Raw genomic sequence first — 22,700 nt, 5'->3', positions numbered from 1 at the left:
CGACGTCAGTCCTTCTCCTGCGGAGCCTCGGCCTCGGCCTCCGGCTTGGGCTCCGCAGTGACCGGATCGGGCAGCTCGACGCCGGCGTCGGCCAACGAGCGCAATCCAGTCAGGATGAAGTTGAGGGCAGCCTCGACCCTGGCGACCGCCGCGGCAGGGTCCTCTGCCGTGGCGATCGCCTCGCCGGCCGCTGACATCGCGCCGAAGAAGATCCGCGAGAAGGTCTCGACCATCTCCTCGCTGAGGTTGTAGTCCGAGGCGGAGAGCACCGTGCGAACCAGATCTTGGACCAGGCCGAAGCTGGAGCGCTCCTCCTGCTCACGGAACCGCTCATAGCCGAGGACCGCCGGCCCCTCCTGGATCACCACACGCTGGTAGGACGGGTTCTGCACCACGTCGAGGAAGGTGCGCAGCCCGATCGTGGCCTTCTCCCACGGGTCCCGCGGCCGGCGAAGCGCCTTCTTGATCCGCGCCGAGGCGTCGTTCTCGATCTTCTCGAAGACCGCCTCGTAGACCGCCTGCTTGCCGCTGAAGTGGTGGTAGAGCGCTCCCTTGGTGACGCGGGCACCGGAGACGATCGCGTCCAGGCTGGTCCCGGCGTAGCCGTACTGCGCGAACAGTCGGGCCGCGACGTCGATCAGCGCTCGACGGGTCGAGGAGGAGTACTGCGCTCGGCGGCCCGCCTTGGGGATCCCGGTGAGGAGCTTCTCCGCGTGCGATCGGCTCGTCACGCTTCGTCCCCTCGGCCCGATGAGCGGGGCGGTACGCGTCCTGAGGTGATCACCCGCACACCTTAGGAGACGGCGGCCTCGGGCTGTGCGCCACGTCACCAGCGAGGGGTTTGTCTGGGCCGGGCACGGTGCATACCCTGAGTACGTACTAGCGGTATGTGAACAGAGAGGAATGACGACCATGACCTGGAACGCCTTCCACCACCGCGGAGAGATCCTCCGTGCCGTTGTCGCCGCTGCCGACGCCCGACGCGACGGCGTCCTGCCGATGGACGTCCCCGGCGTCGCTGAGAACTTCGACGGGGAGCTCGACCTGCTCTCCGCGCTGATGCTGAAGTGGCACGCCCGCCTCTCGGCAAGCATCGAACGCGAGCTGATGCGTGAGCCGATGGACCTTGAGCTGGCGGTCGCGCGCGCCTGGCGTCGTACCGCGGACGAGTTGCCCGGCGTGCGGCTGCTGATCGACCGCTGCAGTGATCACCCGGACGACGCGGAGATGGCCACTGCGGTCTCCCGCGCACAGGAGCGCGAGTGGATCCGGCTGGCGGCGGCCGCCGGCCTCGCCAACGACGAGAGCGCAGCCGCGGCGCGGGCCGGCCGCCGGGTCGAGCAGGAGGCTCGCGCGCTGGACGCCGCCCTGGCCGGCCAGGACACCGGCAGCGAGGACTCCGCGGCGACCCTGTCGTTCGTCGAGCGGATCCGGGCGGTGCTCGCCGCCTGACCGACCGGCCCGTCAGGGCCCCGACAGACCAGCGCGTCCCGGGCCGACCCCCACGCGGATCTCCCTTCCGCAACCTCCCTCCCTGTGTCGGCCCGGGACGCGCTCCCTGGCGTGCCAACATGGGGCCATGGCTGCAGGGAACCTGGCCGCGGGTCAGCTGCTGATCGCGTCGCCGAAGCTCGAGGACTCGAGTTTCGCGCGCTCCTTGGTCCTGCTCCTCGATGTCGACGACACCGGCTGCCTCGGCGTGGTCCTCAACCGACCCACAGAGGTCAGCCTGGACGGCGTGCTGGACCCGTGGTCCAGCCTCGCCTGCGAGCCCGCCGTGCTCTTCCAGGGTGGTCCGGTCGAGCCCGAGGGGGCCCTCGGCGTCGGGGTCCTCGCGGAGGGCGCGCCTGCACCCCGCGGGTGGCGGCCGGTGTTCGACCGGGCCGGCGTGATCGACCTGGAGGACCCGGAGGTCGGCTCGTTCGCCGGCGTCCGGATCTACGCGGGGTACGCCGGTTGGGGCGGCGGCCAGCTGGAGGCCGAGGTCGCCGAGGGCGCCTGGTACGTCGTACCCGCGGCGCCCGGCGACGTGTGCGCCACCGACCCCGAGGTGCTCTGGCGCCAGGTGCTGCGCCGACAGCCCGAGCCGTTGTCGTTGCTGCTCACGATGCCGCTGGATCCCACGGTCAACTGACGTCCTCGGACCTCGGCGGTTACGATGATTCGGTGACTGCGATTCCCGGGGAACCCACCACAGGGCAGCCACAGCCCGCGCGCGCGGAGTCCAGGCCCGCCGGCTTCGGTACCGGCGTGCTGGAGGACACCCGCGTCGAGGAGCGCGTGGTGCCCACCGACGACGGCGACCACGAGCGCTTCTCGCACTACGTGCCCAAGGACAAGCTCATGGACGCGATGGTCAACGGCACGCCCGTCATCGCGCTGTGCGGCAAGGTCTGGGTGCCCAGCCGCGACCCCGAGAGGTATCCCGTCTGCCCGGAGTGCAAGGACATCTGGGAGAGCCTCCGCAAGGGCGAGGACGAGTGACGCCGGTCCGACACCGCGTCCTGAGTGGCGCGGTGACCTCGTTCGCCCTGTGCGGCGTGCTGCTCGTGCAGCCGAGTGCCGGCGCCACGCCCGCTTCTGCCACCGCGCCCGCGGCCCCCTGCATCGTGAGCGCGGACACCCATGTGCCCGCGGTGCACCGCCTCGACGACACCCCGCGGGTCACCGGACGCGATCTGGACGCCGTGGTGAACTCCACGACGGGGGCGAACGGTCGGCCGATGCTGCTCCGGCTCCCGGCGAAGGTGCGGATCCCGGTCTACGTGCACGTCATCAAGGGGACCCACAAGGGCGAACGGGTCCCTGCGGGCCCCCGCAAGGTCAAGCGGGTCATCCGGATCCTCAACGGCGGCTTCCACGGCAAGCAGCGCAGCCGCGACGCGCACCGCACCCGGTACACGTTCGTGCTCCGCCACATCGACTACACCAAGCGCGAGGGTTGGTACCACGCCTACCTGTTCGGGCCTCGAGACACGCGGATGCGCAAGTCACTGCATCGCGGGGGACGCGGCGACCTCAACCTCTACATCAACGGCGGTGGCCCGCGAGGCAACCCCGTGCTCGGTTGGTCGCGCTTCCCATGGCAGTACCGGCACCACCCGAGGCTGGACGGGGTCAGCGTCAACTGGCGGGCGCTGCCCGGTGGCACCCTGCGTCACTATGACAAGGGCGACACCGTGATCCACGAGACCGGGCACTGGATGGGCCTGTTCCACACCTTCCAGAACGGCTGCCGCCGGCCCGGCGACCGGGTGGCCGACACCCCCTACGAGGGCGTCCCGAGCTACCGCTGCGAGAGGTACGCCGACACCTGCTCCAAGCCCGGCAACGACCCGATCCACGACTTCATGGACTACTCCTACGACAGCTGCATGAACCACTTCACCGCCGGCCAGGTGGCCAGAATGGACCGGGTCTTCGCGGAGTATCGCCGGTGAGCCCCGGGCCCGCACCGGACCCGAAGAGCCCCGAACCCCTGGCCCCCGAACCCCTGAGCGAGCTGCCGCCCGCCTACCCCGACCGCGCGGCGTGGGGAACCGCCGGTCGGCTCCGCGCCTGGCAGTCGGCCGCGCTGGGGGAGTATTTCGAGCGCAGCCCGCGGGACTTCCTCGCCGTGGCCACGCCGGGAGCGGGCAAGACCACCTTCGCGCTCTCGGTCGCCGCGGAGCTGCTCGGACGCAGGCTGGTCGACCGGGTCACCGTGGTGGCGCCGACGGAGCACCTCAAGGTCCAGTGGGCCCAGGCGGCGGATCGGGTGGGGATCCCGCTCGACCCGACGTACTCGCCGACCAGCCGCTCCAGCAAGGACTTCGTCGGGGTGGCGGTGACCTACGCCGGCGTGGCCAGCAACCCGCTCGCCTTCCGGATCCGCACCGAGCGGCAGAAGACGCTGGTGATCCTCGACGAGGTGCACCATGCGGGCGATGCGCTGTCCTGGGGCGAGGCGGTCCGGGAGGCCTTCGAGCCCGCGCGTCGACGCCTCTGCCTGACCGGCACGCCGTTCCGCTCCGACATCAACCCGATCCCGTTCGTCAGCTATGCGCCGGACCGCGACGGCGTGCCGCGCAGCGTGGCCGACTACAGCTACGGGTACGGCGACGCACTGGCTGATCACGTGGTCCGTCCGGTGCTGTTCCTGGCCTACAGCGGGACGATGCAGTGGCGCACCCGGGCCGGGGACGAGGTGGCGGCCCGACTGGGCGAGCCCTTGACCAAGGACCTCACCGCGCAGGCGCTGCGCACGGCCCTCGACCCGCACGGCTCCTGGATCCCGTCGGTGCTCGCTGCTGCGGACACCCGGCTGTCCGAGGTCCGCCGGCACGTTCCCGATGCCGGCGGTCTGGTGATCGCCTCTGACCAGGAGTCGGCTCGCGCCTACGCCGACCTTCTCGCCGGGATCGCCGGCGAGAGGCCGGTCCTGGTGCTCTCGGACGAGAAGGCGGCGTCGAAGCGGATCGCGAAGTTCGCCATCGGCGACCGGCGCTGGATGGTCGCGGTCAGGATGGTCTCCGAAGGCGTCGACGTACCGCGGCTGGCCGTCGGGGTCTACGCGACGACCACCTCGACACCACTGTTCTTCGCTCAGGCCGTGGGCCGCTTCGTCCGGGCGCGCAAGCGCGGCGAGACCGCCTCGGTCTTCCTGCCCTCGGTGCCCAACCTGCTCGGCTTCGCCGCGGAGATGGAGATCGAGCGCGACCACGTCCTCGCGCGCAAGATCACCGACGAGACCGACCTGTTCGCCGCCGAGGACGCCCTGCTGCAGCAGGCCCAGCAGGTCGAGTCCGCCTCCGCCGACGAGCTCGCGGCCTTCGAGGCCCTCGGTTCGGACGCGACCTTCGACCGGGTGCTCTACGACGGGGCCGAGTTCGGTCACGCCGGAGAGGTGCACGTCGGGTCCGAGGAGGAGATGGACTTCCTGGGCATCCCCGGGCTCCTCGACGCCGACCAGGTGCGCGACCTGCTCCGACAGCGCCAGTCCGATCGCGCCCGCACGCGTCGCCAGGTGGCGGCACCGGCGGTCGAGGAGCTCGCCACCCACGAGCAGTTGGCCCTGCTGCGCCGTGAGCTCAATGGGCTGGTCGCCGCCTGGCACCACCGCACCGGCCAACCCCACGGGGTGACGCATTCCGCGCTGCGCAAGGAGTGCGGCGGTCCGGCGGCGGCGACAGCGAGCGCTCCCCAGCTGCAGCAGCGCATCGACACGCTGCGGAAATGGGCTGCCCGACGCACCGGATGAGGTGGTAGAACGGCGGGGCGGCGCGGAACCACCAGCCTGGCCGCAGAACTCTCGGGAGATACAGATGAACATGTCCGACCATCCGGCCACCCGTCGATCGGTCCTCACCGGAGCCGCGGCGCTGGCAGCCGCAGGCTTCGTCCCCAGCCCCGCCTGGGCAGGTAGCGACGACGGACGCCCGCGCACCCGGCTCACCCTGCTCGGCAGCACCGACCTGCATGGGCACGTCTTCAACTGGGACTACTACAAGAACACCGAGTACGACGACCCGGCGCACAACGACGTCGGGGTGGCGAAGGTGGCCACCCTCATCGACGCGATGCGTGAGCAACGCCGGGGCGAGCCGTTGCTCACGCTGGACGCGGGCGACACCATCCAGGGCACGCCGCTGGCGCAGTACTACGCGGTGGTCGACCCGATCAGCCGCACGAACGTGCACCCGATGGCGAACGCGATGAACCTGATGGGGTACGACGCCGCCGCGCTGGGCAACCACGAGTTCAACTACGGCGTCCCGCTGCTGCGGACCTTCCAGAGTCAGGTGAACTTCCCCCTGCTCGGCGCGAACGCGGTCGACCCGGCGACGAAGCTGCCGGTGTTTCCGCCGTACCTGATCCGGCACTTCCGCCCGGCGGACGGCCCCCGGTTGACCGTCGGCGTCCTCGGGCTGACCAACCCTGGCATCGCGATCTGGGACAAGGCGAACGTGACGGGCAAGGTGGAGTTCCCCGGCCTGGTGGAGCAGGCGACGGTCTTCGTGCCCGAGTTGAAGCAGAAGGGCTGCGACGTCGTGGTGATCGTGGCGCACTCGGGCATGGACACCAGCTCGTCGTACGGCGATGCACTGCCGTACCCCGAGAACGCCTCGACCCTGGTCGCCCAGCAGGTCCCCGACGTCGACGCGATCCTCGTGGGACATGCTCATGTGGACATCCCCGAGCGCTTCGTCGAGAACGAGCAGACGGGCCGCCGGGTGCTGCTGTGCGAGCCCGACTACTGGGGCATGCGGCTGGCCGTGATGGACCTGAACCTCGAGCTGCGTCGCGGCCGGTGGGCGGTGGCGTCGTCGTCCTCCCAGAATCTCAACTCCAACACGGTCGGCGAGCGCCCGGACGTCGCTGCAGCGGTACGCCGGCAGCACCAGACGGTCATCGACTACGTGAACTCGCCGATCGGAACCTGCACCGAGGAGCTCTCCGCAGCCCGGGCCGTGGTCGAGGACGTGCCGGTCATCGACTTCATCAACTACGTGCAGGCAGACGCGGTGAAGGCCGCGACCGGCACCAGCCTTCCGATGCTCTCGATCGCGGCACCGTTCAACCGGTCCGCCACGTTCCCCGCCGGCCAGGTCACGCTGCGCGACGTCGCCGGGCTGTACATCTACGACAACACGCTGCTCGGCATCCAGATCACCGGCGCCCAGGTGCGCGACTACCTGGAATACGACATGGCCTACTTCCAGCAGGTGTCCGGCGCCGGGCCGTTCAGCATGGACCAGGTCACCAACGCGGTGACGCCGACGGCGCCGAACGGCACCCCCGACTACAACTTCGACACCATCGCGGGGCTGGACGCGCCGTTGAGCTACGACATCGACATCGCCCAACCGGTCGGCTTCCGGATCAAGAACCTGCAGTACGCCGGAGCCCCGGTCGCCGATGACCAGCAGTTCCTGATGGCGATCAACAACTACCGTCAGTCCGGCGGCGGCGGGTTCCCACACGTGGCGACGGCGCCGGTCGTCTACAACCGTCAGGTCGCGATCACCCAGCTGCTCATCGACTGGGTGACCGCGAACAAGGTGATCGACCCGGCGCAGTTCGCCTCGGCCGACTGGCGCCTGGTGTCGAACGGCCAGCCGATCACGGTCACCTGACGGCCACCTGACCGAACCGTCAGGAACAGGCGACGTTCATGCAATCGGCCGGCGCCTTGTTGCCGTGCGCGATCGCGTGCGTCGCGGTCACGCCGGTCACCGCGTCGATGCCGTGAGCCTGGTTGCCATTGGTGACCGTGTCGCTGAGGACGGTTGACGGGCTCTGGATCAGCATCCCGTTGCCGTTCGTCCCGCCGTACTCGCGCGTCGCATTCGCCCGGCTCTGCGCGATCGACGTGTTCGAGGCGTCGCTGCGCACGAAGAACCCGTTGTCGATGTTGTCGTTGGCGGTCACCCCCGTCACGGTGGTGTCGGCCGCGCCCTGGACGAGGACGCCATTGACGTGGTTGCTGTTGGCCACGGACCTCTCCACGGTGGTCCCGTCTCCGCCGATGACATTGATGCCACCGAAGCCGTTGCCGTTGGCCACATCGTCGGAGACGAGCGTGTTCGTGGCGTCCACGACCGAGATGCCGTTGCCGTTGTCGCCGGGGAGGCCGTTCTTGACCGCGGTGCTGCCGGTGATGGCCGCGTCGCTGGTGCCGGTCGCGATGATCCCGAACTGGTTGCCGGTCGCGGTGACGGACCGAACGGTGCCGTCAGAGCCGCCTTGGAGGGTGACGCCGGCGATGAAGCCCCGCACGGTCCCGTTCGCGATCGTGACGCCGCTGTGTCCACCGCTGCTGACGCCCGCGAGGCCGGAGCCCGTCCCGCTGATGGTGTGGCCGTTGAGGTCGATCGTGATGCCGTCGGCGCCGATGTCCAGACCGTCTCCCGTGCAGCCGGTCAGGTCGTTCGTCAGCGTCACGCTCTCGGTGACCACGCTGCCGCAGCTGAGTGTCGTCGCCCCCGCGGGCCAGACGCCGAGCGCCAGCAGCCCGGTCGCCGCCCCGCCGCTGACACACAGCCACACACCCGCATGCCGCCAAGCCTGCAACGTTCCTGTCCTCATCATGCGCCTCCTTGCTGTTCGTCCCTGTCGAGGAGCGTCGCGAGGCCCGTTCGGGCCCCGGAGCCCGTCAACAGGCTAGGCCCGTTTCGACCGTCGGGTGGTGCGAAAGGGACTGACCGCGAGATGGCGGCCGGTCGACTCAGGAGGAGCTCGTCCCGGCCAGCGGCAGCACCCGGTAGGGCACCTGGGTGGCCAGGGCGATCACCGTCGAGGAGCGGACGATGTGCTCGTCGGCGACGACCTGATCGATCACGCGCTGCAGGTCGGCGTTGGAGCGGGCGACCACCCGGGCCCACATGTCGCCCGCCCCGGTGATGGTGTGTGCCTCGAGCACCTCGGGGATGGTGGCCAAGGTCGCGGCCACCGTCTCGTGACCGGCGCCCTGGCGGATCTCCAGGGTGAGGAAGGCCGTCACCGGGTAGCCGAGCGCCGCCGGGTCGAGCTCGGGTCCCCAGCCGGAGATGACCCCGCGGCGCTGGAGCTTGTCCAGTCGGGCCTGCACGGTGCCGCGCGCCACGCCGAGGCGCCGGCTCGCCTCGAGCACACCGATCCTCGGCTCGGCGGCGAACACGGCGATCAGGTTGCGGTCGATCTGGTCCATGATCCCCTCAAACAGTGGACAAGTTGCACAGTCTATCCGTCCACTGTTGCACACAATGTCCGCCACCGGGGACCATCAGGCCATGACCACCCCCACCGAGACCACCCACGCCAGCACCCTGACCGCGCTCACCGACGAGGAGGTCCAGGCCGGGCTCTCCTTGGACCAGCTCAAGCAGCTCGTCGGCCTCGTGGAGTACGACGAGGACAGCGATGTCTTCCCGGTCACCGGCTGGGACGCGATCGTGTTCTGCGTCGGCAACGCCACCCAGGCAGCGCACTATTACCAATCGGCTTGGGGGATGGAGCTGGAGGCCTACTCCGGCCCCGAGAACGGCAACCGCGACCACAAGTCGTTCGTGCTGCGCTCGGGCTCGATCCGCTTCGTGCTCGAGGGCGCTGTGGACCCCGACAGCCCGCTCGCCGACCACCACCGTCGGCACGGCGACGGCGTCACCGACATCGCCCTGGAGGTGCCCGACGTGGACAAGTGCGTCGCGCAGGCGATCAGGGCCGGGGCGACGGTCGTGCGCGAGCCCGAGGACGTCTCGGACGAGCACGGGACGGTCCGGATCGCCGCGATCGCGACGTACGGCGAAACCCGGCACACCCTCGTCGACCGCAGCCGGTACGACGGCCCCTACCTGCCGGGCTACGTCGAGAAGCGCAGCACCTGGGCGCGGAAGGCGGACCAGCCGAAGCGACTGTTCCAGGCCCTCGACCACGTGGTCGGCAACGTCGAGCTGGGCCACATGGACGAGTGGGTGTCGTTCTACAACAAGGTGATGGGCTTCGTGAACATGGCGGAGTTCATCGGTGATGACATCGCCACCGACTACTCGGCGCTGATGAGCAAGGTGGTGGCCAACGGGAACCACCGGGTGAAGTTCCCTCTGAACGAGCCCGCAGTGGCCCGCAAGAAGTCACAGATCGACGAGTACCTCGAGTTCTACCGCGGCGCCGGCGCCCAACACCTCGCGCTCGCGACCAACGACATCCTCGCGACCGTCGACGCGCTGCGTGCCAACGGCGTGGAGTTCCTGGCCACGCCGGACTCCTACTACGAGGACGCCGAGCTGCGAGCCCGCATCGGTGAGGTGCGGGTGCCGATCGAGGAGCTGCAGAAGCGCGCGATCCTGGTGGACCGCGACGAGGACGGCTACCTGCTGCAGATCTTCACCAAGCCGATCGGCGACCGGCCGACGGTGTTCTTCGAGCTGATCGAGCGGCACGGCTCGCTCGGGTTCGGCAAGGGCAACTTCAAGGCGCTCTTCGAGGCGATCGAGCGCGAGCAGGAGCTGCGCGGCAACCTGTGAGCGCATCACGGCATGCGGCAGCATGGGGTCATGGCTGAGCGTGCCGTCGAGGTGGTCGTGACCGGACTGGTGCAGGGCGTCTTCTTCCGCGCCCGGTGTGCGGACGAGGCTCGGCGACTCGGGGTGCGCGGCTGGGTCGCCAACGAGTACGACGGGTCGGTGCGCGGTCACTTCGAGGGCGCCGCCGAGGCGGTCGACGCCCTGGTTTCGTGGTGCCGCGAGGGGAGCCCGCGGTCGCGGGTGGACCGGGTCGCGCTCAGTGATGCGGTTGTGGAGCATGCTCCCGGCTTCGAGGCTCGCTGAGCCGCCACTCGTCCAGCGGGCGCGGCATCGGGCGCCGTCCGACACGACGACGGAGCCCCCGGCCGACCGGCCGGGGGCTCCACCACCTGGGAGGGACTAGCGTCCGGCGATCGCGTGCACGAAGGCGTGCGCGTCGGCGGGCGTTCCCAGACCGGTGACGGCGTCCCAGCCGGTGCCGGCGGCGTAGCCGGGGACTCCCGAGCCGTCCTGGGTGTTGTTGCCGGAGACCACGTCGTACTTCGGCGCGGGCGTGCCGTAGAGCAACTTGTTGAGCAGCCCGAGGTCGTGTCCGGCGGCCTGGTCGGCGATCGCGACCACGCCGGCGAACATCGGCGAGGCCTCGGAGGTCCCGCAGACCCCGTAGTAGCCGCCGTACCCGGGCGCGGTGTCCAGCACGACCACGTAGGACGTGCAGGACGCGTTCATCGAGATGTCCGGGACGCCGCGGGCGGAGTCCGGGATGCTCGTCGAGCCGGCCGGCAGGGTGCCCTGGTACGACGGGCGGGCGAAGACGTGGCTGAAGCCGCCACCCGAGCCGTTCCAGCCGACCTCACGCTGGCCGGGGTTCTGCTGGCAGTCCGCCGGCGGGTTCGCCGAGTCGACGGTCAGGCCGGTGAACACGTCTGTGCACAGCGTGGTGCCGCCGACGGCCGTCACGAGCGGGTCGGAGGCGGGCCAGCCCACCTGCGGGGTGTCGAGCTGCGAGCCGCCCTGGCTGACGGGGGTCTTCGAGGAGCCCACACTGCCGGAGTCGCCCGAGGAGGCCAGGAACGTGATGCCCTGCTCCGTGCCGGACTCGAACGCGTGCCGCAGGCTCTGCAGCGACTGCGCCGATCCGAAGGAGTCCTCGGCCGCGCCGAAGCTCTGGGTCACCACGTCGGCGAGGTGGTGGTCGACGACGTACTGCTCGGCGTTCATCATGTTCGGGAACCCTTGTACCCCGAGCGTCTCCGCCGTGGGCGTGGCGACCAGCAGGATGTTCGCACCCGGCGCGATCGTGTGGGCGTACTCGATGTCGAGCGCGACCTCGACGGACCAGGCATTGGAGTCCTCCTGGCCGGGCGAGGAGCTGTCCGGTGAGGCCTTGACCTGGTGGTTGCCGAACGTCAGCGTCGAGAACTTCGCCATCCCGTCCTGGCAGGCGACGTCGGGCATGCCGCACATCAGTGGAAGCCCGTAGTCCTGGCTGAACTGCTTCAGATCGGCGCCGGCCTGCGGGTAGCCGAAGGAGTCGACGATCGCGATCGTCTTCCCGCTGCCGTCCAGGCCCTCGTCGTACAGCGCCTTGAGGTTGTAGGACCCCTGGATCCCTGGTGGGGTGAACCGCCGCGAGGTGGCCCGGTAGGCCGGCCCGGGGGCGGCGCCCTCGCCGGAGATGAACTGCACGTGCTTGGGCAGCATCTGGTGGGGTGTGGGGTACTGCGCCGCTGCGGCGGTGGTGCCGCCTGGGTTGGCTGCGATGAGGGCGGCGACGGCAGCGAGGGTTGCTCCTGCCGCGACAAGGCCCCGAGAACGTCGTGGATGCACGACGCGCCTCCTTCGTGTGCTGTGGTGGTCCCCAACGAGAGCGGGGTGTTGACCCTCGGATTCAACACCCACTACTTGCCCGTGGCAACGACCTGCCGCGCATTGTCTGCATCAGCAGACGCCGTGCTCGCCGATCGCCGGCTCAGCCGGGCTGCTCCCAGCCGCGCCGCTCCCGCCGGGTGCCGGCAGCGGTGACGGTCCGGCTCCGGTAGACGATGTACGGCCTGGTCAGGTAGCCCACCGGTGCACTGAACACGTGCACCAGCCGGGTGAACGGCCACAGGGCGAACAGGAACATCGCCAGGGCGCCGTGCAGCTGGAAGCTCAGCGGCGCGTGCTCCATCAGGCCGGGATGGAGCTGGAAGCGGAAGATGCCGCGGAACCAGATCGACACGCCCTCGCGGTAGTTGTAGTCGTTGATCATCTGGCCGGCGGTGTTGACCAGGCCCAGGACGATCACCGACGCGAGCACGGCGTACATGAACTTGTCCATCTTGGTGGTCACGCTGAAGACCGGGCCGACGGTGCGCCGCCGGTAGATCAGGATGACCATCCCGACGATGGTCGAGAAGCCCGCGACCGAGCCGATGCCGATCGCCATCGCGTGGTAGATCCCTTCCGAGATCCCGACCGCCTGCGTCCACGACTCCGGCACACCGAGGCCCATCACGTGGCCCAGGAAGACGAACAGGATGCCGAAGTGGAACAGCGGGCTGCCCCAGCGCAGCAGCCGGGCCTCGTAGAGCTGCGAGGAGCGGGTGGTCCAGCCGAACTTGTCGTACCGGTAGCGCCAGATGTGTCCGAGCACGAAGAAGGTCAGGCAGATGTAGGGGTAGATCACCCACCAGAACGTGTTCATGCGTGGACTCCTCGCTCCTCGAGGGCGGCGTCGAAGGCCGGGGTGCCGTACGGCGTCAGCCCGACCTCCTCGGCCGGCGGCCCCTCCGCGGCGAGTCGGTGCACGGCCTCCATCTCCTCGCCACGGATCTTCGGCAGCGTCGCGCAGACCGCCTCCACGGCACCGGACCACGGGGACCCGCTCTCCCGGAGCGCCAGCCGGAGCAGCTCGAGACCGGCGCGGTGGTCGAGCACCAGCTTCCAGCCAAGCCGCTGGTCGACGCAGGCGGTGTACTCGAGAACCACGCAGAGATGGTCGGGAAGCTCACCGCCGGTCGCCTCGCCGGCGTCGAGGACGAAGCCCGAGCGCAGATAGGTCTGCTTGAACCGGAGCAGGGCGAGGCCGCGCTTGCGCGTGTCCCCGTGGGCGAAGTAGGTGAGGTAGAGGTTGGTGCGCCGGCGGCTGTCGAAGGTCTCGACGTACTGCTGCTGCATCGCGGTGAGGTCGCCCGAGGCGAGGAAGTCGACGACCCCCCTGAGGGCGTCGCGGATCCGCGCAGGCACCAGGTCGAGCGCCGCACTGATCGTCGGGAGCCGCTCGAGCAGCGCCTCGTCGGGGTAGGACAGCAGCAGCGACGCCGACTGCCAGGCCACGGTGAGCTGATCGGCGGGCAGTGCTGGCGAGGGATGCCTGCTCATCGGGGTGTTCACCTGAAGTCCGCCCCTCCGGTCAGGCCGCCGGTACCTCCGGGTCCGGTGGATCCGTCGTGGGAGGTGTCCGGTGTGCTCGCCTCGCTGCCGTCCGGCGCCCGGACGTCGCCGGCCGCCGGAAACAGCCCGCTGGGCCGACCCTTGCCGTCCCAGTTGAGCAGGTTGACGCGCCCGCCCTTCTCGTCCGGCGCAGCCATCGTGTCCGCGGTCTGCCGGTCACGGAGCATCGCGAAGTTCTCCACCGCGATCGGGACTGGCGACCCGGAACCCTCCCCGAAGGGTCCCGAGCCAACCGGGCACTCGGTGCCGAGTGCCTCCAGGGAGTGCGCCTGCTCGGCATGCGCGGACGGGATGACGTACCGCTCGTCGTACTTCGCCAGAGCGAGCAGGCGGTACATGTCGTACATGTCCTCCTCGCTCATCCCGACCGCCGCGGGGATCGATCCGTCAGGATCGCGCCCCATGTTGATGTCACGCATGTAGGACCGCATCGCGGCCAGCTTGCGCAGCACCCGGTCGACGGGCACGGTGTCGCCGGCGGTGAACAGGCCGGCGAGGTACTCGATCGGAATCCGCAGGGCGTCGATGGCCGCGAAGAGGTTGCGCTTGCTCTCGGCGTCCTCGCCGGTGTCGCGCACCACGTCGACGACGGGCGAGAGCGGCGGGATGTACCAGACCATCGGCATGGTGCGGTACTCCGGGTGCAGCGGGAGGGCGACCCTGTACTTGTTGATCAGCGCGTGGATGGGAGAGCGCTGGGCCGCGACGACCCAGTCGTGCGGGATGCCGGCCTGCTCCGCCGCGCGCTGCACCTCCGGATCGTCGGGGTCGAGGAGGACGGCGCGCTGCGCCTCGTAGAGGTCGTGCTCGTCCGGGGTGGACGCGGCCTCGAGCACCTTGTCGGCGTCGTACAGCACCAGGCCGATGTAGCGCAGCCGGCCGACGCAGGTCTCCGAGCAGACCGTCGGGATGCCGACCTCGATGCGCGGGAAGCAGAACGTGCACTTCTCCGCCTTGCCGGTGCGGTGGTTGAAGTAGATCTTCTTGTAGGGGCAGCCGGAGATGCACATCCGCCAGCCGCGGCAGCGGTCCTGGTCGACCAACACGATGCCGTCCTCCTCGCGCTTGTAGATCGCGCCGCTGGGGCACGACGCCGCGCAGGAGGGGTTCAGGCAGTGCTCGCAGATGCGCGGGAGGTAGAACATGAAGGTCTCCTCGAAGGAGCGCTTCACCTCCGCCGAGATCTTCTGCAGCACCGGGTCCTTCTCGTACGTCGCCTCGGAGCCGCCGAGGTCGTCGTCCCAGTTGGCGGACCAGGTGATCGGCATGTCCTTGCCGGTCAACAGCGACTTAGGACGAGCGACCGGCACGTGCTGCTGGGCCGGAGCGTCGGTGAGCGTGGAGTAGTCGTAGGTCCAGGGCTCGTAGTAGTCGCGGATGTTGGGCAGCTTCGGGTTGGCGAAGATCGTGAGCAGCTTCTTGAACCGGCCGCCGGCCTTGAGCTTCAGCCGGCCGCGCTTGTTCAGGTCCCAGCCGCCCTTCCACTGGTCCTGGTCCTCGTAGGTGCGTGGATAGCCCTGTCCGGGCCGGGTCTCGACGTTGTTGAACCAGACGTACTCGGTCCCGGCGCGGTTCGTCCAGGCCTGCTTGCAGGTGACCGAGCAGGTGTGGCAGCCGATGCACTTGTCGAGGTTCATCACCATCGCCATCTGTGCCATGACGCGCATGTTCCTGCTCCTTCTCAGTACTCGACCGGCGAGGTACGTCTGCGGATGACGGTGATCTCGTCGCGCTGGTTGCCCGTCGGACCCAGGTAGTTGAAGGCGTAGGACAGCTGGGCGTAGCCACCGATGAGGTGGGTCGGCTTGATCATCAGTCGGGTCAGGGCGTTGTGCACGCCGCCGCGCTTGCCGGAGGTCTCGCTGATCGGTACGTCGATGAGCCGGTCCTGGGCGTGGTACATGTACACCGTGCCCTCGGGCATCCGGTGCGAGACGATGGCTCGGGCGGCGACCACTCCGTTGCGGTTGACGGCTTCGATCCAGTCGTTGTCGCGGATCCCGACCTTGGCGGCATCGATCTCGCTCATCCAGATCACCTGGCCACCCCGGGACAGCGACAGCATGAACAGGTTGTCCTGGTACTCCGAGTGGATCGACCACTTGTTGTGCGGCGTCAGGTAGCGCACCGTGATGCCTTGCTCGTCACCCCCTGACACACCACCGATCGCGCCCATGCTGCCGATCGCGGGCTCGTCGAACAGCGTCGCCATGTTCAGCGGTGGCCGATAGACCGGGAGTCCCTCACCGAGCTCCGTCATCCAGTCGTGGTCGAGGTAGAAGTGCTGCCGACCGGTCAGGGTGTGCCACGGCTTGAGTCGCTCGACGTTGATCGTGAACGGCGAGTAGCGTCGGCCACCGCTCTCGGACCCGCTCCACTCCGGCGAGGTGATCACGGGTGTCGGACGCGCCTGCGTGTCGGCGAAGGTGACCTGCTTGCCCTCGTGCTCGGCGGCAAGATCCTGCAGCGGTCGGCCGGTGTGCTCCTCGAGCTCGCGGAAGCCTTGCACGGCCAGGTGTCCGTTGGTGGTGCCCGACATCGCCAGGATCGCCTCGCAGGCCTCATGGGCGTGCAGCAGCGAGGGGCGACCGTTGCCAGCCCCGCCTCGGCGCAGCCCGTTCTTCCTGCCGAGGTAGTCGACCGGCCCGGACTCATCGAACGTGACGCCCTTGGTCGTGGCTCCGAGACTGTCCATCAGCGGGCCGAGCGAGGCCATCTTGTCGGCGATCGCTCCGTAGTCCCGCTCGACGGTGACGATCCTGGGCATCGTGCTGCCCGGGACCGGTTCGCACTCGCCGAACTTCCAGTCCCGCACCGCGCCGTGCGGGTTGGCCAGCTCGTCCGGGGTGTCGTGCATCAGCGGTACGGCGACCACGTCGGTGCGGGTGCCCAGCCGTGGCCCGGCCAGCTCGGAGAACTTCGCCGCGATCGTCTGCCAGATGTCCCAGTCGGTGCGGGTCTGCCACGGTGGCGCGATCGCCGGGTTGAACGAGTGCACGAAGGGATGCATATCGGTGGTGTTCAGGTCGTGCTTCTCGTACCAGGTGGCTGCCGGCAGTACGACGTCGGAGAACACGGTCGTGCTGGTCTGCCGGAAGTCGATCGTCATCAGCAGGTCGAGCTTGCCCTCGGGGGCATCGCGCCATCGGACATCGCGGGGCCGTCGGTCCTCGGGCGCCTCGGACGCACGAAGCGAGTGGTCCGCGCCGAGGAGATGCTTGAGGAAGTACTCATCGCCCTTCGCCGACGAGCCCAGCAGGTTCGAGCGCCACACCGACAGCACCCGGGGATAGTTCTCCGGCGCATCAGGATCCTCGGCCGCGAACGACAGCTCACCCGATCGGAGCCCGGCGACGACATGGTCGGCCGCGTCGCGCCCGGCAGCGGCGGCCTCGTCCGCGAGGTCGAGCGGGTTGCGGTTGAACGTCGGGTACGACGGCATCCAGCCCATCCGAGCGCTCTTGGCGATCAGGTCGGCCGCGGTCAGTCCCTCGAACCGACCCCCATGTCCGTCGGCGCTGAGCACGTCGGCCCCGAAGTGGTCGTAGCGGAACTGGTCGGTGTGCAGGTAGAAGAACGCGGTGCCGATCATCGTGCGCGGCGGGCGCGACCAGTCGAGTGCGTTGGCGAGCTGGTTGTAGCCGGTCAGGGGCCGGACCTTCTCCTGGCCGACGTAGTGCGCCCACCCTCCGCCGTTGACGCCCTGACAGCCGGTCATCGTGGTCAGCGCGAGGAAGGTGCGGTAGATCGTGTCGGAGTGGAACCAGTGGTTGGTGCCGGCGCCCATCAGGATCATCGACCGGCCCCTCGACTCCTCGGCGTTCTGGGCGAACTCCCGCCCGATCCGCTCCGCCGCGGCCGACGGGACGCCGGTGATCGTCTGCTGCCAGGCAGGAGTGCCCGGTTGGCTGGGGTCGTCGTACGACGTGGGCCACTCACCGGGCAGACCGGGCCTCGCCACGCCGTACTGGGCGAGCAGCAGGTCGAAGACGGTGGTGACCATGCGGTCGCCGATGCGACGAACCGGGACGCCGCGCGTCACGGTGGCGCCCTCGACCCCGTCGAAGCGAGGCAGCCGCACCTCGGTCGACTCCGGGGAGCCGATCAAGGTGAGCAGCGGGTCGACATCGCCGAGGTCGAGGTTCCAGCGGCCGCGGTCCGACGCTGAGAACCGGTGTCCCAGGGATCCGTTCGGCACGAACAGCTCGCCGTTCCTCGCGTCGACCAGGACGGTCTTGAACGTCGCGTTCTCGGCCCCGGCCAGCTCGGGGACGTCGCTCGCGGTGAGGAACTTGCCGGGTCTCCCATCGACCACCTCGACGAGGTAGGGCAGGTCGCTGAACCTCTTGACGTAGTCGTCGAAGTACGGCGTGCTGCGGTCGACGAAGAACTCCTTGAGGATCACGTGACCCATCGCCATCGCGAGCGCAGCGTCAGTGCCCGGGTTCGCGGCCAGCCACTCGTCGGCGAACTTCACGTTGTCGGCATAGTCGGGGGCCACCACCACGACCTTCTGGCCGCGGTAGCGGGCCTCGGTCATCCAATGCGCGTCCGGGGTGCGGGTCTGGGGCACGTTGGTGCCCCACATGATCAGATAGCCCGCGTCCCACCAGTCGCCGGACTCGGGCACGTCGGTCTGGTCGCCGAAGACCTGCGGCGAGGCGACCGGCAGATCGGCGTACCAGTCGTAGAACGACAGCATCTCGCCGCCGACCAGCGAGGTGAACCGGGCACCCGAGGCGTGCGAGACCATCGACATCGCCGGGATCGGCGAGAACCCCGCGACCCGGTCCGGGCCCCACTTCTCGATGGTGTGCACGTACGCCGCGGAGATCAGCTCGACGGCCTCGTCCCAGGTCGCGCGGACCAGACCGCCCTTGCCGCGCGCCGACTTGTAGCTGCGCGCGCGATCGGCGTCCTCGACGATATCGGCCCAGGCCGCCACCGGGTCGCCGCCGTGGGTCTGCTTGGCCTCGCGGAACATCTGCAGCAGCACGCCGCGGACGTAGGGGTAGCGGACCCGGGTGGGGGAGTAGGTGTACCAGGAGAACGCTGCCCCTCGAGGGCAGCCGCGCGGCTCGTACTCGGGGCGGTCCGGACCGGTCGTGGGGTAGTCGGTCTGCTGGGTCTCCCAGGTGATGATGCCGTCCTTGACGTACACCTTCCACGAGCAGGAGCCGGTGCAGTTGACGCCGTGGGTGGAGCGGACGACCTTGTCGTGGCTCCACCGGTCGCGGTAGAAGTCGTCGGCGGTGCGGCCGCCCGACTTGTGCATGGTCCGCAGATCGGGACTGACCTCGCTCCGGGTGAAGAACCGCCGGGTCCGCACGAGTGCGTCGACGAGGTCGTTGTCCAGTCCCGGCTCGGGCCGGGGATCTGCGGTCATGATGCCTCCTGTGCCGTTCGGCGTACGACGGTCACCGTCAGCAAGAGAGTCAGTGCTGCGGTGACTGCCAGCAACCAGAGTCCGATCGCGTAGGACTCAGTTCGACCATAGACGTAGCCCATGACGAGGGGTGGCACGAAGCCCCCGAGCCCGCCCGCCGCGCCGACGAGGCCGGTGACTCCGCCGACCCGCGTCGGGTCGGTGCTGCGCGCGATCAGCGCGAAGGTGGCGCCACTGCCGGCCCCGAGTGCAGCCGCCATCAGCAGGAAGATGATCGTGCCCGCGATGTGCAACGGCGGCGCTCCCGAGTCCAGCGCGGCGCACACCGTGACGACGGCGAAGCAGCTGCCGAGCACGGGGATCGGTCCGAGCCGGTCAGCGACCCAACCGCCCACCGGGCGGGCCAGCACCGCCACCACCACGAACCCGGCCATCCGGTTGGCGGCGTCGGTCGGGGTGAGGTGGTGCTGGGTCTTCAGGTAGGCCGGTAGGTAGACCGAGAACGCGACGTACCCGCCGAAGGCGACCGCGTAGAGGATGCACGCCTGCCAGGTGATGGGCAGCACGGCGTTGGAGCGCATCCGGGCCAGCAACCCGGTGGTGGGGCGCTGCCTGCCGGGGGCGTCGCGGAGCAGCAGCGCCGACGCGACGGCGTACAGGGCCAGCGCCACTGCCGTGATCAGGAACGGTGCGCGGGAGCCGAGACCGTCGACGAGCCGAACGGTGGTCAGCGCGCTGACCGCCGTCCCGCCCATGCCTGCGCCGAAGACGCCGACGGCCAGGCCGCGCCGCTCCGGGGGGAACCATGCGTTGACGAACGGCACGCCGATCGCGAACGATGTGCCGCCGATGCCGAGGAAGAAGCCTCCGACCAGCAGCAGGGCGTAGGAGTCCAGCGCGAAGAACGCGATGAACAGGACGGGCACGATGGTCGCCGCGGTGACCAGCGGGAACATCACGCGACCGCCGAACCTGTCGGTCAGGGCACCCACGACGATGCGTCCGAGCGACCCGACGATGACCGGCACGGCGACCAGCAGCGCCACGTCCGAGTCGCTCAGCGCGCCGAGGGTCCCCTGGGTGCGGAACATCGGGCCCAGTGGGCTGAGCAGCGCCCATGCCCAGAAGTTCACCGCGAATCCCACGGTCGCGAGCCCGAGCATCCTGCCGGGTGACCCCCCGCGCTCGCTCCCGACCGCATCGGTGCTCAGGGCCTTGTTCGCGGCTTCTCTCATCTGTGTCCTCCCGATGCCCCACCAAACCCGACATCCGTGCATCCGGGCAAGGGACCATCGGCCCGTCCTCGGCGTGTCGCAGCACACGGGATCATCAGCACGACGATTGGGTACGCGGCGACCGTGTTCTCCGGTCTTCTGCTGTCCGCGATCATCGCCGCGGTGCTCGCCACGGCCGCTCTCTTCCTGCCCCTGCCCCAGCGCTTCGGCAGCAGCGCGTGGCTATGGACGCGACGGCTTGCGCTGAGCGTCCTCGGCACGGTGGTGCTCGCCGTGCTGGGTGCGGCCGGGATCCGTCTGTACCACCACGGGATGCGCACGGTCGAGGTCGCATTCGTGCTGCTGCTGGCGGGGAGCGCGATATGGCTGCCGCTGACCCGGCGATGGAACGCGCGCGGGCACCTGTGCTGGTCGATGAACGTCGCACTCTTCGTGGTCTACCTGGCGTTCATGTTCCAGTGGACCCTGGCAAGCCCGCTGGGGGTGTCGGGCACGGTGGGCGCGTTCGTGCTGCTCGCCCTCGAGGCGTTCGCGGCGGTGCTGGCCTGTGCCTACCTGTGGGAGCTGTGTGACGTCCTGGGACGCGAGCACTGGGCCCGTCGGAGCGGATCCGGCGTGGAGCCGACCGCCGCCGCGGACGTCCGGCACCCGTTCGTCAGCCTGCACGTGCCTTCGTACGAGGAGCCTCCCGACATGGTGATCGGCACGCTGGCTTCCCTCTCCCGGCTCGACTACGACAACTACGAGATCGTGGCGATCGACGACAACACCACGGACGAGTCGCTGTGGCGGCCGGTCGAGGCGTGGTGCCTGGAGCACGGTGTGAAGTTCGCGCATCTGCAGGACTGGCCGGGCTACAAGTCCGGCGCGCTGAACTACGCACTGCAGGAGCTGACGGACGAGCGCGCCGAGGTCGTCGGTGTGATCGACTCCGACTACCAGATCGAGCCCGACTTCCTGCTCCGCTGCGCCCCGATGTTCAACGACCCGACCGTCGGCTTCGTGCAGAGTCCGCAGGACTACCGCGAGTGGGCCGATGCGCCGTTCTTCCGGCAGCTTTACTACTCCTACAAGTACTTCTTCACGGTCTCCCAACCCTCGCGCAACGAGCGGGATGGCGCGATCTTCGCCGGCACCATGGGCCTGATCCGGCGGCAGGCGCTCGTCGAGCTCGGGGGCTGGGACGAGTGGTGCATCACCGAGGACGCCGAGCTGTCGCTGCGTCTGCTCCGAGCCGGCTGGTCGGGCACGCACATCGACGCCTCCTACGGGCATGGCCTGATGCCCTTGTCCTTCGAGGCCCTCAAGGGCCAGCGCTTCCGGTGGTGCTTCGGAGGCATCCAGATCCTGCGGATGCACTGGCGCTCGATGATGCCCGGCCCGGTGACCGCCGAGAACCGGATGACGGCGGGCCAGCGCTGGGCCTACCTCTCCGGCGCCCTGCAGTGGTACGGCGACCTGATCTCCCTGGTCTTCTTCTTCTTCCTGCTCGGCGGTGCGGTCAACATCGCCCTCGGCGGCGGTCTGCTGTTCCGCAAGCTGACGCCGTTCCTGCTCGCCGCGATCCCCGTGCTGGTGCTGCTCGGCTTCGTCCGGGCGGTGGCTCTGATCCGCCGGGGGACCGGTGCGTCCTGGCGTGACGCCCTCGGGGCGTTCTTCATCTGGCAGTCGACGTCACTGGTGGTCGCGCGCGCCTCGGTCCAGGCGCTCTACGCGCGCAAGGCCGAGTTCCTGAGGACTCCCAAGACGAGTGAGGACGCCCGCGCGATCGACGCGCTCCGGGGGAACCGCAGCGAGACCTTCCTCGCCGTCCTGGGGATTCTCGGCATCATCGCCGCACTGATGCACGCCCAGGCGCTCAGCGGACCACTGCTCGCCGGCCTGCTGCTGCTTCCCACGATCGCCTACGCCAGTGCGCCGCTGAACAGCCTCTCGGCACAGCGCGCTGCCTTGTCCCCGGAGCTCGCCGCCCGCCGTCGAAGCGAGCTGCGTCGTGGCTACTACGTACGCCGGAGCGCGGCCGCGGTCGCCGCGGCGGGAACGATCGCGGTGGGGGCGGTCGTCGTCCTCGGCCTGCTCTCGCCGGGCGGCCAGGACGTGCGGCCGCCCAGCCTGGGGAACCCGCACCAGCACTCGGCCGGCAGCGGCAACCAGCCGGGGCACCGGAGCAGGAGCCATCGCGGCCGGCCGGGCGAACACAGATCGGGCCCCGCTGCTCCGGGATCGCCCACGCCCGGAAGTAGCATCTCCCCGACGCCGTCCACCGGTGCCTCGGGGACGACGTCACCGACCCCGTCCCCCACGTCGACCACGCCGTCACCCACTCCCACGCCCTCACCCACGACCAGCTCAACGCCGTCACCCTCGCCGACTGGCCAGACGGCGCCGGCCAGCCGCTCGTCGTCCCGCACCTCGGCGAGCCCGACCGGGTCTCCGTCGCCCTGACCGATCGAGGTGATCCATGAGGCGCGATCCACGGTGTGCGACGCGGGGACTGCCGGGTATGGCCCGGGTGCTGCCCCTTATCGTGCTCGTTGCGGTGCTGGCCGCGGTGGGGGCATGTTCCTCCGGCGGACAGCGATCGGCGCCGGCCTCGCCCTCCCTCTCCGCATCCCCGTCGTCCGCATCCCCGTCGGCAGCGTCCTCGCCGTCGACCAC

At 69.6% G+C, this 22,700-nt stretch carries 18 protein-coding genes; 9 read left to right on the top strand and 9 right to left on the bottom strand.

Annotated elements, in window-relative coordinates; all coding sequences use genetic code 11:
- Window positions 1–5: 5 nt before the first annotated feature.
- Window positions 6–731 (bottom strand): TetR/AcrR family transcriptional regulator, encoded by a 726-nt coding sequence (locus Q9R13_RS06910; RefSeq protein ID WP_310964329.1) that lies wholly within the window; start codon window positions 729–731, stop codon window positions 6–8.
- A gap of 172 nt (window positions 732–903) precedes the next feature.
- Between Q9R13_RS06910 and Q9R13_RS06905 the strand changes: the two genes are divergently transcribed.
- From Q9R13_RS06905 to Q9R13_RS06880, 6 genes are all read left to right on the top strand, one after another.
- Window positions 904–1,452 carry a hypothetical protein gene (locus Q9R13_RS06905; protein WP_310964328.1) on the top strand — a complete coding sequence of 183 codons (549 nt, stop codon included), beginning with the start codon at window positions 904–906 and terminating at the stop codon, window positions 1,450–1,452.
- A 127-nt stretch (window positions 1,453–1,579) separates the two neighbouring features.
- Window positions 1,580–2,134, top strand: coding sequence for a YqgE/AlgH family protein (locus tag Q9R13_RS06900; protein ID WP_310964327.1), 555 nt, complete (start codon window positions 1,580–1,582; stop codon window positions 2,132–2,134).
- 116 nt (window positions 2,135–2,250) lie between these two features.
- Window positions 2,251–2,484, top strand: coding sequence for a DUF3039 domain-containing protein (locus tag Q9R13_RS06895; protein ID WP_310965052.1), 234 nt, complete (start codon window positions 2,251–2,253; stop codon window positions 2,482–2,484).
- 32 nt (window positions 2,485–2,516) lie between these two features.
- Window positions 2,517–3,440: a zinc metalloprotease gene (locus Q9R13_RS06890; protein ID WP_310964326.1), complete on the top strand. Its 924-nt coding sequence runs from the start codon at window positions 2,517–2,519 to the stop codon at window positions 3,438–3,440.
- 53 nt (window positions 3,441–3,493) lie between these two features.
- Window positions 3,494–5,239 carry a DEAD/DEAH box helicase gene (locus Q9R13_RS06885; RefSeq protein WP_310965051.1) on the top strand — a complete coding sequence of 582 codons (1,746 nt, stop codon included), beginning with the start codon at window positions 3,494–3,496 and terminating at the stop codon, window positions 5,237–5,239.
- Window positions 5,240–5,303: 64 nt separating this feature from the next.
- A complete protein-coding gene (locus tag Q9R13_RS06880; protein ID WP_310964325.1) occupies window positions 5,304–7,115 on the top strand; it encodes a bifunctional metallophosphatase/5'-nucleotidase in 1,812 nt (603 codons plus the stop codon).
- A 19-nt stretch (window positions 7,116–7,134) separates the two neighbouring features.
- On the opposite strand, the gene Q9R13_RS06875 is transcribed toward Q9R13_RS06880, so the two are convergent.
- Together Q9R13_RS06875 and Q9R13_RS06870 are read right to left on the bottom strand one after the other, a co-directional pair.
- Entirely contained in the window at window positions 7,135–8,067 is a 933-nt protein-coding gene (locus Q9R13_RS06875) for a right-handed parallel beta-helix repeat-containing protein (protein ID WP_310964324.1), read from the bottom strand.
- A 139-nt stretch (window positions 8,068–8,206) separates the two neighbouring features.
- Window positions 8,207–8,668 (bottom strand): Lrp/AsnC family transcriptional regulator, encoded by a 462-nt coding sequence (locus tag Q9R13_RS06870; RefSeq protein ID WP_310964323.1) that lies wholly within the window; start codon window positions 8,666–8,668, stop codon window positions 8,207–8,209.
- Between the two features lie 82 nt (window positions 8,669–8,750).
- On the opposite strand from Q9R13_RS06870, the gene hppD reads away from it, so the two are divergent.
- On the top strand, window positions 8,751–9,983 hold the full coding sequence (gene hppD, locus Q9R13_RS06865) for a 4-hydroxyphenylpyruvate dioxygenase (RefSeq protein WP_310964322.1): 1,233 nt from the start codon (window positions 8,751–8,753) through the stop codon (window positions 9,981–9,983).
- Between the two features lie 30 nt (window positions 9,984–10,013).
- Window positions 10,014–10,286: an acylphosphatase gene (locus Q9R13_RS06860; RefSeq protein ID WP_310964321.1), complete on the top strand. Its 273-nt coding sequence runs from the start codon at window positions 10,014–10,016 to the stop codon at window positions 10,284–10,286.
- Window positions 10,287–10,382: 96 nt separating this feature from the next.
- On the opposite strand, the gene Q9R13_RS06855 is transcribed toward Q9R13_RS06860, so the two are convergent.
- The 6 genes from Q9R13_RS06855 to Q9R13_RS06830 all read right to left on the bottom strand — a co-directional run bounded on the left by Q9R13_RS06855 (window position 10,383) and on the right by Q9R13_RS06830 (window position 20,042).
- Complete coding sequence (locus Q9R13_RS06855) at window positions 10,383–11,813, bottom strand: S53 family peptidase (RefSeq protein WP_310964320.1); 1,431 nt, start codon at window positions 11,811–11,813, stop codon at window positions 10,383–10,385.
- Between the two features lie 142 nt (window positions 11,814–11,955).
- Window positions 11,956–12,672: a respiratory nitrate reductase subunit gamma gene (gene narI, locus Q9R13_RS06850; RefSeq protein WP_310964319.1), complete on the bottom strand. Its 717-nt coding sequence runs from the start codon at window positions 12,670–12,672 to the stop codon at window positions 11,956–11,958.
- On the bottom strand, window positions 12,669–13,349 hold the full coding sequence (narJ, locus tag Q9R13_RS06845; RefSeq protein WP_310964318.1) for a nitrate reductase molybdenum cofactor assembly chaperone: 681 nt from the start codon (window positions 13,347–13,349) through the stop codon (window positions 12,669–12,671). The genes narI and narJ overlap by 4 nt, the downstream gene beginning before the upstream one ends.
- 8 nt (window positions 13,350–13,357) lie before the next feature.
- The gene (gene narH, locus Q9R13_RS06840) at window positions 13,358–15,088 is read right to left on the bottom strand and encodes a nitrate reductase subunit beta (protein ID WP_310964317.1); all 1,731 of its coding nucleotides are present in this window, start codon (window positions 15,086–15,088) and stop codon (window positions 13,358–13,360) included.
- Between the two features lie 14 nt (window positions 15,089–15,102).
- Window positions 15,103–18,807 (bottom strand): nitrate reductase subunit alpha, encoded by a 3,705-nt coding sequence (locus Q9R13_RS06835; RefSeq protein WP_310964316.1) that lies wholly within the window; start codon window positions 18,805–18,807, stop codon window positions 15,103–15,105.
- Complete coding sequence (locus Q9R13_RS06830) at window positions 18,804–20,042, bottom strand: MFS transporter (protein WP_310964315.1); 1,239 nt, start codon at window positions 20,040–20,042, stop codon at window positions 18,804–18,806. The genes Q9R13_RS06835 and Q9R13_RS06830 overlap by 4 nt, the downstream gene beginning before the upstream one ends.
- A 123-nt stretch (window positions 20,043–20,165) precedes the next feature.
- Here Q9R13_RS06830 and Q9R13_RS06825 point away from each other — a divergent pair, with 123 nt between their 5' ends.
- Window positions 20,166–22,487 carry a glycosyltransferase family 2 protein gene (locus Q9R13_RS06825; RefSeq protein ID WP_310964314.1) on the top strand — a complete coding sequence of 774 codons (2,322 nt, stop codon included), beginning with the start codon at window positions 20,166–20,168 and terminating at the stop codon, window positions 22,485–22,487.
- The last annotated feature ends 213 nt before the right edge of the window (window positions 22,488–22,700 follow it).

It is taken from the genome of Nocardioides marmorisolisilvae (assembly GCF_031656915.1).
GTDB lineage: Bacteria > Actinomycetota > Actinomycetes > Propionibacteriales > Nocardioidaceae > Marmoricola > Marmoricola terrisoli.
Note: the sequence above shows the minus strand (reverse complement) of the source record. Positions and strands in the feature narration are given on the sequence as shown.

Excerpts from the sequence above, each read along its gene's own strand:
- Q9R13_RS06900 (WP_310964327.1), top strand. The coding sequence starts at position 1,580 with ATGGCTGCAGGGAACCTGGCCGCGGGTCAGCTGCTGATCGCGTCGCCG.
- Q9R13_RS06830 (WP_310964315.1), bottom strand. The coding sequence starts at position 20,042 with ATGAGAGAAGCCGCGAACAAGGCCCTGAGCACCGATGCGGTCGGGAGC.
- narH (WP_310964317.1), bottom strand. The coding sequence starts at position 15,088 with ATGCGCGTCATGGCACAGATGGCGATGGTGATGAACCTCGACAAGTGC.
- narI (WP_310964319.1), bottom strand. The coding sequence starts at position 12,672 with ATGAACACGTTCTGGTGGGTGATCTACCCCTACATCTGCCTGACCTTC.
- Q9R13_RS06875 (WP_310964324.1), bottom strand. The coding sequence starts at position 8,067 with ATGAGGACAGGAACGTTGCAGGCTTGGCGGCATGCGGGTGTGTGGCTG.
- Q9R13_RS06880 (WP_310964325.1), top strand. The coding sequence starts at position 5,304 with ATGAACATGTCCGACCATCCGGCCACCCGTCGATCGGTCCTCACCGGA.
- Q9R13_RS06860 (WP_310964321.1), top strand. The coding sequence starts at position 10,014 with ATGGCTGAGCGTGCCGTCGAGGTGGTCGTGACCGGACTGGTGCAGGGC.
- Q9R13_RS06870 (WP_310964323.1), bottom strand. The coding sequence starts at position 8,668 with ATGGACCAGATCGACCGCAACCTGATCGCCGTGTTCGCCGCCGAGCCG.
- Q9R13_RS06835 (WP_310964316.1), bottom strand. The coding sequence starts at position 18,807 with ATGACCGCAGATCCCCGGCCCGAGCCGGGACTGGACAACGACCTCGTC.
- Q9R13_RS06905 (WP_310964328.1), top strand. The coding sequence starts at position 904 with ATGACGACCATGACCTGGAACGCCTTCCACCACCGCGGAGAGATCCTC.
- hppD (WP_310964322.1), top strand. The coding sequence starts at position 8,751 with ATGACCACCCCCACCGAGACCACCCACGCCAGCACCCTGACCGCGCTC.
- narJ (WP_310964318.1), bottom strand. The coding sequence starts at position 13,349 with ATGAGCAGGCATCCCTCGCCAGCACTGCCCGCCGATCAGCTCACCGTG.